Raw genomic sequence first — 12,171 nt, forward strand, 5'->3', positions numbered from 1 at the left:
GCCTGATTTCACAAAAGACCGCCGCTCACGCCGACGCGGATTTCATTTCACAACTGAAACGCGAATTTCAAATCAGAAATGGATACGCGCATAATAGATGGACGTCACCAGCCCTGCCGCGAGCCGCCCTGCCTTGAGCACACCTCTTTTCGAACCCACCCAGCGCCCCCGCATCTGGGCCGTGAGTATCAGCCGCCTGCGCGATCTGTTCTTCGATATTGCCGGCGAGTACGTGGAACGCGCGGATCTGCGCATCGTCTCGCATGGCTTCGAGGACGCCGTGCGCGAGATCGACGCCGCGGGCGCGGGTCGTCCGGATGTCGTGATTGCCGGCGGCTCGAACGGCGCGTATCTGAAGACGCGCGTATCGGTGCCGGTCGTGTTGATCAGCCCGACCGGTTTCGACGTGATGCACGCGCTCGCGCGGGCGCGGCGCGACGGCGCGAAGGTCGCGCTCGTCACGCACGGCGACACGCCTGACGAAGTGCGGCGCTTCACGGCTGCGTATGCGCTCGACGTCACGTTCGCCTCGTATCAATCGGCGCAGGACGCGGAGAGCGTCGTGCTCGATCTGCGCGATCGCGGTATCGACGTGGTGGTCGGCCCGGGACTCGTCACCGATCTCGCCGCGAATGCCGGCATGGGCGCGGTGTTTCTCTATTCGCGCGCGTCGGTGCGCGCGGCCTTCGACACCGCGCTCGAAGTTGCCCAGGCCACGCGCCGCGAAACGATCCGGCGTCAACGGCTCGACAATCTGCTGCAGCATCTGCGCGACGGCGTTGTCGCGCTCGACGCGCAAGGCCGCGTCGAAGCGATGAACCAGCGCCTCGCCGGCGTGCTCGGCCTCGACGCGGCGAAGGCCGTGGGCCGCGTGCTGCTCGAACTCGCGCCCGATCTCGCGGGCAGCCTGCCGGACGCGGACGGCGACACCTTGTGCACGGTGCGTGGAGTGAGCTATGTCGTGCATCGCGGACCGCTGGCCAGCAGCGGCGCGGCGGCGGGCACGGTGCTGACGTTTCAGGAATCGCGCGCGGTCGAGCGGCTCGACCGGACCTTGCGTTCACGCCAACGCGTGCAGCAGTTCAGCGCGCGTTACCGGCTCGACGATATCGTCGGCGCGTCCGAATCCATTGAACGGGTGCGCGCGCTCGTGCGGCGCTATGCCCGCTCGGACGCCACCGTACTGATTCTCGGCGAAAGCGGCACGGGCAAGGAGATGGTCGCGCAGAGCATGCATCAGTTGAGCGCGCGGCGCGACTTCGCGTTCGTCGCGATCAACTGCGGCGCGTTTCCCGAGGCGCTGCTGGAGAGCGAACTGTTCGGCTACGAGGAAGGCGCGTTCACCGGCGCGCGCAAGGGCGGCAAGGCGGGATTGATCGAAGTGGCGCACCGCGGCACGCTTTTTCTCGATGAAATAGGCGAAATGCCGCTGTCGTTGCAAAGCCGGCTCCTGCGCGTGCTGCAGGAACGTGAAGTCGTGCGGCTCGGTTCGACGGAGCCCACGCGAGTCGATATTCGTGTGGTCGCGGCGACGCATCGCGCGTTGACCGAGGGCATCGAAGTGGGCAGCTTCCGCGCGGATCTCTATTACCGGCTCAACATTCTAAGCATCGCACTGCCGCCGCTGCGCGAGCGGCCGACCGATCTGCTGCCGCTCGCCGTCGAACTGCTATTGCAAGCTGCCGCGCGCGAACCGAGGCTCGCGGCGCGCCTGCCGGACGCGGCCGCCGCCGAGCGCCTGCTCACCGCGCTTGCCGAGCCGCTCAAGCGTTACGCGTGGCCCGGCAATGTGCGTGAATTGCAGAACGTGATCGAACGGATCGCGGTCGAACTCGCCGATGTGGACGTGGACGTGGACGCAATGCCCGAAGATGCCGCCGAACCCGTTCTCACCCGCGACATGTTGCGCACGGTCGCGCCTGAAATCGTCGAGCCGCACGCGCGCACGAAAAAAGCCGCGCTAACCCTGCGCGAACGCAGCCGCCACGTGGAAGCCGACGAAATCCGCGCCGCGCTCGCCTCGCACGACGGCGATCGTGACGCGGTCTGCGAGGCGCTCGGCATCAGCAAGACGACGTTATGGCGGAAGCTGAACGCGACGCAGTAGGCGCGCCGCCCAAGCCATTTAAGCCACTCGCGCCACCATGCCGCGCCGCGTTGCCGCCGGCTCGCGCGATGAACATGCTGGGCGTCATGCCGCAGCATCGCTTGAAATGTCGGCCGAAATGGCTCTGATCGAAGAAGCCGACCTCCGTCGCAACCACCGATCCCGGCACGCCTTCGAGCAACAGCGTCTGCGCGCGCTGAATCCGCAGGCCGCACAGATAGCGATACGGCGACGAGCCGTATTGCTGCCGGAACACCGTGGCGAAACGTGACACGCTGAGCGCCGACAGCGCGGCCAGTTGCGCGAGCGTCACGGGTTCGTCGAAATGAGCTTCGATGAAAGCGCGGGCCGCATTGAGGCTGATGGACTGTTTCATGACGTCACGATGGTCGAGCGAGCCGCCGGTTGTTGCGCGAAACGCCGGATGGAAAACGCGTCGAGAGGAATCGCCGTGCTGCCCGTATCGACGAGTTCCGCCAGCGTTTCGCCGACGCCCGGGCCGATCTGAAAACCCGACCCGCTGAAGCCGAACGCGTAGAACACACCGTCGACCTGACTGCTCGGACCGATCACCGGCTCGCTGTCGGGCAGATAGCTTTCCACGCCGCTCCACACGCGAATCACATGCAGCGGCGCCAACGCGGGTACGAGTCGGCGCATCTGCGCGAGTTGCCGCACGGTGTTGACCGGCAACACCGAGGCGCGGCTCGTCACGGCGTCGGCGGGACCGGCAGGCCCACCGCCGACGATGATGTTGCCGCGCGGAATCTGCCGAAAATAAATGCTCTCTTCCTTGATCGACGTGAACACGCCCATCGACGACTTGAACACGTACGGCACCGGCTCCGTCACGCACATCTGCGGCCCGCGCGCGGTGAGCGGCACGGATTCGCCGAACTGTTCGGTCAGACGGGTCGCCCACGCGCCGGCGCAGATCACGAGTTGCGCCGCCCAGTACACGTCGCCGCACGCACTTTCCACGCGAAACCGGCTACCGTCTTTTTCGACGCGCACGATCTCCGTGTTCTCGATCACCTGCGCGCCGAGCCGCGCCGCCGCGCGACCGAACGCGGGCGCGGCGAGACGCGGATTGGCGTGGCCGTCGAGCGGAGAGATCGAAGCCGCCAGCACCTCGCGGCCGAGAAACGGAAAACGCCTGAACAGGGCTTCGCCGTGCAGCACTTCGAGTTCGAGACCGTAGGCGCGCGCGTCGATCGCGTACTGGTCGAAATTCTCGACGTCCTTCTGGTGGTAACAGACGCGCGTGTGGCCCGACGGCAAAAATTCTATGTCCTCGCCGAGCAATTCCGTGGACCGTTGCCACGTACGCAGCGCGCGGTTCGCCATCGCCAGTTGCGACAACGCGCGGCCCTGACGGCGAACGCCGCCGAAGTTCACGCCGCTCGCCTGCTGGCCGGTGAGTCCGCGCTCCAAAAGAATCACCGAGCGGTTGCGCTGACGCAGGAAGAACGCCGTCGTCGTCCCCATGATGCCGCCGCCGATCACGATCACATCGGCTTCGTTGCCGGTCGTCGCGCTCATTTGCTCACCTCGTCGCTTACGTCTTCGGTCAGCGCCACGGGCAGCGGTTTGACCGGCGCCTGGCCGCGCAGCCGTCCCACTGAAGACAGCGGCACACACGCCGCCGCCGCGATGATTTCCGCGCCTGCATGGCCGCAATAGCGCCCCTGGCAGCGGCCCATGCCGACACGCGAAAAAGCCTTCGCGCGATTGGCCTCTTTAGCGCCGGTCGCCTGCACCACGCGACGCAACTCGCCCGCCGTGATCGCTTCGCAACGGCAGACAATTGTCTCGTCGGGCAGCGACGCGGCGAATTTCGCCGGCCACGGGAAAGCTTCACGCAAGCCTGTTGCAAAACGCGTGAAGCGCGCGAGTTCGGTACGCAAGCCCTCCATGCCGTTGACCGGCATGCCGTGATCCTGCAAGGCGGCCAGCGCCGCGAGACGACCGGAGCGTTCCGCCGCGTCGGCGCCGCGCACGCGCGCGCCGTCGCCCGCCAGATAGACGCCTTTGATGCTGCTGCGGCCGTCGGTGTCGATTTGCGGCAGCCATTGCTGCGTGCTCTCGTCGAACAAAAAACGACAGCCGGCAAGGTCCGCGAGTTGCGTCTCGGGCCGTAGGTGATAACCGAGCGCGACGGCATCACACTTGAATTCGAGGCGCTTGCCGCCGGACAGCGCGACTTCGACCGCGCTGACGCCGTCTTGCGGCGAGCCTTTGATTTCGAGCGGCTGCACGCCGCGATGAACCGGCACGCGTGCGTCGGCCAGCACGCGCGTCAACGCGATGCCTTTTCTGAGCGCGGCAGGAATCGCCAGCAGGTGCGGCAACGCGGCCACGCGCTGCATGAACGTCGAGGTGTCGAGCACCGCCGCGACCTGCGCACCCGCCTTCACATACTGCGCGGCCACGAGATACAGCAGCGGACCGCTGCCCATCATCACGATGCGCGAGCCGATCGCGCAGCCTTGCGACTTCAGCGCGACCTGAGCGCCGCCGAGGCTATAAGTGCCGGCCTGGTGCCAGCCCTTGACCGGCATCAGCCGATCCGTCGCGCCGCTGCAAACGATCAGCGCGTCGAACGCGAGCGTGTGATACCGCGTGCCGCTCACCAGATGCACGGTGTTCGGCGAGATGTTCCAGACCAGCGTTTCCGGCAGATAGTCGATCCTGCTTTTCAACGCATCAAAGCTCTGATGCAGCGACGTGGCACGCTCGGCCTCGGTGCCATAGAGCGTCTCGTAGCTGCGCGAAAACCCTTCCGGTTGACGTCGATAAATCTGCCCGCCGTCGCGCCGGCCTTCATCGACTAGGACAGGCCGCAGCCCCGCTTCGACGAGCGCCTGCGCGGCGCGCACACCCGCCGGCCCGGCGCCGATGATGACTACGCGCGGGGCCATACACCCTCCCCGGCTTCCGCCAGCTTCGTGACGATCGACATGCCCGGCATCGCCGGCGTGCTGCACGCACGCACGCGCTCGCCTTGCGCGGTCCACACCCAGCAGTCCTGGCAGGCGCCCATCAGACAGAAACCGGCGCGCCGGCCGTCGCCGAATTCGGAGTCGCGCAATGTGCGTGTGCCGGTGAGCAGCGCGACCATCAGCGTGTCGCCTTCGGCGGCCTCGCGCACGACGCCATCCACGGTGATCGGAAAGGTTTTGCGGCCCGTTTCCGCGACGCGTACGAATCGTCCACTCATGCCGGGGTCGCCTCCACGGTCTGCAAACGGTTCAATTCGGCGGCCGGATGGTGGCACAGAATCTCCGCGCCCGAAGGCAGCTTCTTCAACGAAGGCGGCGTCACGTTGCACTTGCCGTCGATACGCACCGGACAGCGCGCGCGGAACGAGCACAACTCGGCCACGTCGGCGCTCTCGCCCATCGTCGGCAACGCAGCCGCGACCATGCCGCGTCGCGCGTCGAGCCAGCCGGGTTTCAACGCCGGCACCGAATCCACCAGCAAGCCCGTGTACGGGTGATACGGCGGCGCCGCGAGCACGTCGCGCTGCCCCGCTTCCACGCGATGTCCGGCATACAGCACGATCACTTCGTCGCAGATCGCGCGCACCGTCGAAATATCGTGGCTGATGAACATGTACGACACGCCCAGTTCGCGCCGCAATTCGGCGAGCAGATCGAGGATCGCCGCGCCGACCACCGTGTCGAGCGCGGAAGTCACTTCGTCGCACAGAATCAAGGCGGGATCGGCGGCGAGCGCGCGCGCCAGATTCACACGCTGCTTCTGGCCGCCGGAGAGTCCGGCCGGCGTACGGGTGGCGATCGAAGCCGGCAGTTTCACCAGATCGAGCAACTCCAGCATGCGTTTCTTCGCAGCCGAGCCACGCAGATGGTGATAGAACGCAAGCGGCCGCCCCAGAATATCGGCGATCGAATGGCTCGGATTGAGCGCCGTATCGGCGTTCTGAAACACGATCTGGATCTGCCGATACTGCTCCGGCGTACGGCGCGAAATTTGCGCGTGCAACGGCTCGCCGTTGAACAGCACCTCGCCGCGCGCCCGGTCGACCAGCCCCGCCACCACGCGCGCGAGCGTCGTCTTGCCGGAGCCGGATTCGCCGATCACGCCGAGCGTGCTGCCGCGCGGGATCGACAGGCTGACGTCGTCCAGCACGCGCACGGCGGGCACGCCGTGGCGGTCGATACGGCCGTAGCCCGCGGACAGCCCGCGAATCTCCAATAGCGGCGGCACGTGTTTGCCGAGGTTTGGCGGCAACGTCAGCACGGCTTCCGGACGTCGCGTCGCGGCCAGCAATTGGCGCGTGTAGGCATCCACCGGCGCGTCGAGCACTTGCGCGACCGCGCCGTTCTCCTTCACCGCGCCGCCATTCAACACGACGATGCGGTCCGCCATTTGCGCGACCACCGCCAGATCGTGCGACACATACACGGCCGTGGTGCCGAGTTCGCGAATCACCTTCTTGAAGGCCGCGAGTACTTCGATCTGGGTGGTGACGTCGAGCGCGGTGGTCGGCTCGTCGAACACGACGACGGCCGGATCGGTGATCAAGGCCATCGCCGCCATCAAGCGCTGCAACTGACCGCCGGATACTTGATGCGGATAGCGCTCGCCGAGCGTTTCCGGCGCGGGCAGCGCGAGCGAGCGGAACAGTTCGACCGCCTTGGCGCGTGCCGCTTCTTTCGTCATCAGGTGATGCAGCAGCGCCGGCTCAATGACCTGATCCATGATCGTGCGCGCCGGATTGAAGCCGGCCGCCGCGCTCTGCGCGACATACGCGACGGTCCGCGCACGCAACGCGCGGCGGCCCTTCGCGTCGAGCGACAACACCTCGATGTCGCCGATGCGCACCGAGCCGCCGCTGATCGCGCAGCCGGCCCGCGCATAGCCGAGCAGCGACAGCGCGATGGTGGTCTTGCCCGAACCGGACTCGCCGATCAGCGCGAGCACTTCGCCCTTCTTCACCGAAAAATCGACGCCCTTGACGATCTCCGTCACCGGCCCCGGCGCGGCACCCGCGACGACTCTCAGGCCCTTCACTTCGATCATGTACTGATCAGCCATCACGCACCTCCGTGGCTACGGCTGCGGCGCCGCAGGTTGTCGATCAGCAGATTCATGCCGATGGTCAGCGTCGCGATCGCAACGGCCGGCATCAACACAGCAGGCGCGCCTTCCGACAAGCCGCCGATGTTCTCGCGCACGAGCGAGCCCCAATCGGCGTTCGGCGGTTGCACGCCGAGACCGAGGAAGCTCAGCCCGCTCAGCAGCAACACGATAAACACGAAGCGCAGGCCGAAATCGGCAAGCATCGGATGAATCATGTTGGGCAGCACCTCGACCCGCGCGATATAGAAGAGGCCTTCGCCGCGCGCTCGCGCCACCTGCACATATTCGAGGCTCATCACGTTCACCGCGAGCGAGCGCGAAATGCGGAACGCGCCCGGAATGTAGGCCACCGCGGCAACGGTCGTCAGCATCGGAATCGACGAACCGAACGCGGCGATCACGACGAGCGCGAGCACCTTGCTCGGAATCGAAATGAGCGCATCGAACAGACGGCTCAGAACTTCATCGACCACGCGGCCCGACACCGCCGCGAGCAGGCCGAAGAACGTGCCGATCACACTGGCAAGCACGGCCGCTGCGAGCGCGAGGCCGACCGTATAACGCGCGCCGTAGAGAATCCGGCTCAGCATGTCGCGGCCCAGATAGTCGGTGCCAAGCGGATACGCCGCGCTGTAGCGGCCGAAAATTTCCGTCGAGGTCAGCGCGCCGCCTTTGTACGGCGCGACCAGCGGTCCGATGAACGCGACCAGCAGCCAGAACGCCACCATCAACAGGCCGATCAAACCGAGGACGGAAAAGCGGTGCACGAGGCGTTTGAACACGCCGTGTTTCAGCGGCGGCGCTTCGACAGGTGCCGGCTCGACGACCACTTCGTCACGGCGCACGTCGTACAGCTCCGTGCCGGCGTGAGGAACATGATGGGGATTGGTAGGTTGGCTCATCATCGACGCAGCCTCGGGTTGGATACGATTTGACACAGGTCGGCGATCAGCACGAGCGCGAGATACGCCGCGCAGAACACCATCACGCAGCCCTGCACGAGCGGCATATCGCGGTTGGTCACCGCGTCCACCATCAGACTCGCCAAGCCGGGATAGTTGAAGATCGACTCGACGATCACCACGCCGCCGAACAGGTACGACAGGCTCAGCGCCACGGCGTTGGCAATCGGGCCGACGGTGTTCGGCAACACATGCCGCCACACCACGCGCACCGGCGAGGCGCCCTTGAGCAAGGCCATTTCCACGTACGACGAATTGAGCTGGTCGAGCACCGCGGCGCGCGTCATGCGCGCCATCTGCGCAACGAGCACGCAGCACAGCGTCATCACCGGCATCGCGTAGATGCGCAGCAGCGCGCCGAACGAATGCACTTCCGACAGATACGACAGCGCCGGCAGCCAGCGCAGCTTGACGGCAAAGATCAGTACGGCGATCGTCGCAATCAGGAATTCCGGCACGGCCACCGTGGAGAGCGTCAGCACGTTGAGCGTGCGGTCGAGCAGCGAGCCGCGGAACATCGCCGATGAAATACCGATCAGCAGCGCTACCGGCACCGAGACCACCGCCGTGAGACCGGCCAGCACCAGCGAATTCGGCAGACGCGTCGCGATCAGTTGGCTGACAGGCAGATTGTTCGACAGCGAGATGCCGAAGTTGCCGCTCACCACATGAAGGAGCCACACGAAGTAGCGTTGCAGCGCGGGCTGGTCGAGGCCGAACTGATGCCGCAAGGCGGCCACGGCTTCGGGGGTTGCCGCCTGGCCGAGCGCCTGCTGGGCCGCGTCGCCGGGAAGCAGCCCGGTGACGGCGAACACGACCGCCGACACCAGCAGCAGCGTGAGCAGCGCGAGGCCGAGGCGCGCGGCGATGAGACGTTGCGCATGTGCTTTCATCGAGATTCGCCTCCTCAGTTGAAGCCGCGCGCCGCCCGATCAGTGGCGCGCGTGTTGCAGGGTGTTCCCTCGGTCCAGCTCAGGTTTCGAGCCAGACGTTTTCCGCGAACATGAAGCCCATCAATCCCGCGAGCGGAATCGAGCCAAGACCCTTGAGCTTGTTCGTATAGGCGTCGAGCGAACTCTGGAACAGCGGAATGCCGGTGCCGCCCGTTTCATGCACCAGCACCTGCATATCGCCGTAGATCTTCTTGCGCTTGGCGTCGTCCGGCTCGCCGCGCGCGGCCACCAGCATCTGATCGAACTTCGGGCTCTTCCAGTTCGCCTCGTTCCACGGTGCGTCCGACTTGTAGAACTGCGTGAAGATCACGTCGGCGCTAGGCCGCGCGTTGACGTTGCCGAAACCCAGCGGATGCTTCATCCAGTGGTTCGACCAGTAGCCGTCGGCCGGCACGCGCGACACCTGCAGATTCAGACCGGCTTGCGGCGCGACCTGCTGAAGGAACATGGCCATCTCAACCGACCCTTCCGCCGCCGGCGACGCAAAAATCTGGATCGGCGCGCTGCCGACCTTGGCCTTCTGGAAGTGGAACTTCGCCTTGTCCGGATCGAAGGCACGCTGCGGCAAGCCGGCCAGGTAGTACTTGTTGGTCGGATCGATAGGCTGATCGTTGCCGATCGTGCCGTAACCCTGGAAAATGGCGCGGCGCATCTGCTCGCGGTCCTGCAGGTACATCATGCCTCGACGAAAATCGTCGTTGCCGGTAATGCCGCCTTCGTCGCGAACCACGAGATCGGTGTACAGACCCGTCTTGGTCTCCAGCACGGAGAAACCACCGGCGCCTTTGATCTGCGTGGTTGAACGCGGGCTCAGCGAGTTGATCAGTTGCACGTCGCCCGAGAGCAGCGCGTTCACGCGCGCCGATTCGTCGCCGATGCCGATGAGCTCGATTTCGTCGAGATGCGGCATGCCCGGCTTCCAGTACTTCTCGTTTCTCACGCCGACGGTGCGCACGCCCGGCGAGAATTCCTTGACCTTGAACGGGCCGGTGCCGATTGCTGTTTTGAAATCCTTAGTGCCGTCCTTGATGATCTGGAAATGCGAGGTCGCGAGGATCACCGGCAGATCGGCATTCGGACCTTCCAGCGTGATCGTCACTTCGTTCGGACCCGTGGCCTTCACTTCCTTGATCTGGTCGGCCAGCGTCTTCGCTTTCGAAGCGGTGGCCGGATCCTTGTGACGCATGATCGAATACACCACGTCGGCCGGCGCAAGCGCCTTGCCGTCGTGGAACTGCACGCCATTGCGCAGCTTGACGACCCACACGGTGGCGTCTTTCGTATCGAGCGAGGTCGCCAGCGACATCTTCGCGCCGAGATGCGAGTCGAGTTCGGTCAGGCAGTTGTAGAACATGAAGCCACGAACGTAATCGGTGCCGAGCGCGCCCTTCGCGGGATCGAGCGTATCGGCCGCGGAGGCGGACTGCGTGGCCACGCGGATCTTGCCGCCCTGCTTTGGCTTCGCCTGCGCCAAGGCCTCGCCGCTCGCGGTCAGAAGGCCGGCGCCCGTCACTGACATCATCCCGGCTGCGGCCATCGCGCGCAGCACACCGCGCCGCGAGGTACCTTTGGCGGTCAACCGCTCCAACTCGGTGCCGAGACCAAGAGCGCCATGTTGCGAGTTTTCCTTATTCATCGAACTTCTCCGCGAGGGTGAGCAATGGGGGGAGCAGGCGTGGCTGCGTGGTTTTAACTGCCGGGCTTATTTGCCAGGTTTAACTGCCAATCCAACAACGAACAATCAATAAAAAATGTCTTTGATACGGTAGTACGTGCCCACCAGCGGCAGGAACCAGGGCTTGCCGGTATGGCCGGGAATCGCGGGCCACTCCGACTCGCGCCACGGGTTCTGGTCTTCGTGGCCGTCCATCACGTCGGCCATCACCTGGCCCATGTGCGTCGACATCTGCGTGCCGTGGCCGCTGTAACCCATCGAGAAATAGATGCCGTCGTGCTGCCCCGCGTGCGGCAGACGGTCGGCGCTCATATCCACCAGACCGCCCCAGCAATAGTCGATGCGCGCGCTCGCGAGCGTCGGAAACATCGCGGCAAGGCCTTCCTGCAGGATGCGTCCGCTCTTCGCATCGGACGGGCGTTCGGAAGCCGTGAAGCGCGCGCGGCCGCCGAACAGCAAACGCGAATCCGGCGTCACGCGGAAGTAGTTGTGCATCAAGCGCGTGGTCGTGTACGCGCGCCGGTTCGGGAACACTTGCGCCAGCAACTCGGGCGACACCGGCTCCGTCACGACGATGAACGAACCGACCGGTGCGAGGCGCCGCCGATACCAGCCGAACGGACCATGCCGCGACGGACCGGTCGCGATCAGCACCTGCTTCGCGCGCACTTCGCCGCGCGCCGTGGTAATCCGAAAGCCGCTGCCGTCTTTCACGATGGCGGTGACCGCCGCGTTTTCGTACAGCTTCGCGCCGCGACGCACCGCGGCCTCGGCGAGACCGATCGCGAACTTGCCCATATGCATCTGGCCGCCGTGCCGTTGCAGCAGTCCGCCGTAAAAACTGTCGGACTGGATTTCGCTTCGGATACGGCTGCGGTCGATTAGTTCGATATCCGTATCGACTTCACGGCGAATCGCCTCCGCCGTCTTCTCCAGATGCGCGAAGTGATGCGGCTTGGAGGCCAGCTTCAGCTTGCCGGTCGCGATGTAATTGCAGTCGATGTTTTCCTCGCGGATCAGACGCTCGACCGTGTCGACCGCATCCGAAAACGCGCGGTAGCACGCGCTCGCGCGCTCCACACCGAGTTGCGCGACCAGCGCGACGAAGTCCTGCGCGACGCCGGTATTGACCTGCCCGCCGTTGCGCCCGGACGCGCCGCCGCCGATGCGGCCCGCGTCGAGCACGGTCACCGCGGCGCCGCGCTTGCCCAACGCTTGCGCCGCCGACAGTCCGGTGAAGCCGCCGCCGATCACCGCCACATCGGTTTGGCCGTCGACCGGACCCTCGCACGCCGAAAGCAGCGGCGGCGCGGTATCGAGCCAGTAGGAATCGAGCTTCATCCGGTCTGTCCTTGAGATGGGCAATGA

Annotated in this window: 10 protein-coding genes; 1 reads left to right on the forward strand and 9 read right to left on the reverse strand. The window is 65.6% G+C overall.

What is annotated here, in order from left to right:
- Positions 1–97: 97 nt before the first annotated feature.
- Positions 98–2,107, forward strand: a complete 2,010-nt coding sequence (prpR, locus tag HF916_RS24870; protein WP_431311413.1) for a propionate catabolism operon regulatory protein PrpR — start codon at positions 98–100, stop codon at positions 2,105–2,107.
- Here the strand turns inward: prpR and HF916_RS24875 are convergent.
- From HF916_RS24875 to HF916_RS24915, 9 genes are all read right to left on the reverse strand, one after another.
- Positions 2,064–2,483, reverse strand: coding sequence for a helix-turn-helix domain-containing protein (locus tag HF916_RS24875; RefSeq protein WP_168791424.1), 420 nt, complete (start codon positions 2,481–2,483; stop codon positions 2,064–2,066). The genes prpR and HF916_RS24875 overlap by 44 nt on opposite strands.
- Positions 2,480–3,649, reverse strand: coding sequence for an NAD(P)/FAD-dependent oxidoreductase (locus HF916_RS24880; protein WP_168791425.1), 1,170 nt, complete (start codon positions 3,647–3,649; stop codon positions 2,480–2,482). Before HF916_RS24880 ends, HF916_RS24875 begins: the two co-directional genes overlap by 4 nt.
- Positions 3,646–5,028 carry an NAD(P)/FAD-dependent oxidoreductase gene (locus HF916_RS24885; protein WP_168791426.1) on the reverse strand — a complete coding sequence of 461 codons (1,383 nt, stop codon included), beginning with the start codon at positions 5,026–5,028 and terminating at the stop codon, positions 3,646–3,648. The genes HF916_RS24880 and HF916_RS24885 overlap by 4 nt, the downstream gene beginning before the upstream one ends.
- The gene (locus HF916_RS24890; protein WP_168791427.1) at positions 5,013–5,327 is read right to left on the reverse strand and encodes a (2Fe-2S)-binding protein; all 315 of its coding nucleotides are present in this window, start codon (positions 5,325–5,327) and stop codon (positions 5,013–5,015) included. The genes HF916_RS24885 and HF916_RS24890 overlap by 16 nt, the downstream gene beginning before the upstream one ends.
- Positions 5,324–7,168 (reverse strand): ABC transporter ATP-binding protein, encoded by a 1,845-nt coding sequence (locus tag HF916_RS24895; protein ID WP_168791428.1) that lies wholly within the window; start codon positions 7,166–7,168, stop codon positions 5,324–5,326. Before HF916_RS24895 ends, HF916_RS24890 begins: the two co-directional genes overlap by 4 nt.
- Positions 7,168–8,118, reverse strand: a complete 951-nt coding sequence (locus HF916_RS24900; RefSeq protein ID WP_168791429.1) for an ABC transporter permease — start codon at positions 8,116–8,118, stop codon at positions 7,168–7,170. The genes HF916_RS24895 and HF916_RS24900 overlap by 1 nt, the downstream gene beginning before the upstream one ends.
- A complete protein-coding gene (locus HF916_RS24905) occupies positions 8,115–9,068 on the reverse strand; it encodes an ABC transporter permease (protein ID WP_168791430.1) in 954 nt (317 codons plus the stop codon). The genes HF916_RS24900 and HF916_RS24905 overlap by 4 nt, the downstream gene beginning before the upstream one ends.
- A 79-nt stretch (positions 9,069–9,147) precedes the next feature.
- A complete protein-coding gene (locus HF916_RS24910) occupies positions 9,148–10,764 on the reverse strand; it encodes an ABC transporter substrate-binding protein (protein ID WP_168791431.1) in 1,617 nt (538 codons plus the stop codon).
- A 105-nt stretch (positions 10,765–10,869) separates the two neighbouring features.
- Positions 10,870–12,144, reverse strand: coding sequence for an NAD(P)/FAD-dependent oxidoreductase (locus HF916_RS24915; RefSeq protein WP_168791432.1), 1,275 nt, complete (start codon positions 12,142–12,144; stop codon positions 10,870–10,872).
- Positions 12,145–12,171: the final 27 nt, after the last annotated feature.

Source organism: Paraburkholderia aromaticivorans (assembly GCF_012689525.1).
Taxonomy (GTDB): domain Bacteria; phylum Pseudomonadota; class Gammaproteobacteria; order Burkholderiales; family Burkholderiaceae; genus Paraburkholderia; species Paraburkholderia aromaticivorans_A.

What these genes read in the sequence shown, in the direction of transcription:
- prpR (WP_431311413.1), top strand. Translation starts at nt 98, where the DNA reads ATGGACGTCACCAGCCCTGCCGCGAGCCGCCCTGCCTTGAGCACACCT.
- HF916_RS24875 (WP_168791424.1), bottom strand. Translation starts at nt 2,483, where the DNA reads ATGAAACAGTCCATCAGCCTCAATGCGGCCCGCGCTTTCATCGAAGCT.
- HF916_RS24880 (WP_168791425.1), bottom strand. Translation starts at nt 3,649, where the DNA reads ATGAGCGCGACGACCGGCAACGAAGCCGATGTGATCGTGATCGGCGGC.
- HF916_RS24885 (WP_168791426.1), bottom strand. Translation starts at nt 5,028, where the DNA reads ATGGCCCCGCGCGTAGTCATCATCGGCGCCGGGCCGGCGGGTGTGCGC.
- HF916_RS24890 (WP_168791427.1), bottom strand. Translation starts at nt 5,327, where the DNA reads ATGAGTGGACGATTCGTACGCGTCGCGGAAACGGGCCGCAAAACCTTT.
- HF916_RS24895 (WP_168791428.1), bottom strand. Translation starts at nt 7,168, where the DNA reads ATGGCTGATCAGTACATGATCGAAGTGAAGGGCCTGAGAGTCGTCGCG.
- HF916_RS24900 (WP_168791429.1), bottom strand. Translation starts at nt 8,118, where the DNA reads ATGATGAGCCAACCTACCAATCCCCATCATGTTCCTCACGCCGGCACG.
- HF916_RS24905 (WP_168791430.1), bottom strand. Translation starts at nt 9,068, where the DNA reads ATGAAAGCACATGCGCAACGTCTCATCGCCGCGCGCCTCGGCCTCGCG.
- HF916_RS24910 (WP_168791431.1), bottom strand. Translation starts at nt 10,764, where the DNA reads ATGAATAAGGAAAACTCGCAACATGGCGCTCTTGGTCTCGGCACCGAG.
- HF916_RS24915 (WP_168791432.1), bottom strand. Translation starts at nt 12,144, where the DNA reads ATGAAGCTCGATTCCTACTGGCTCGATACCGCGCCGCCGCTGCTTTCG.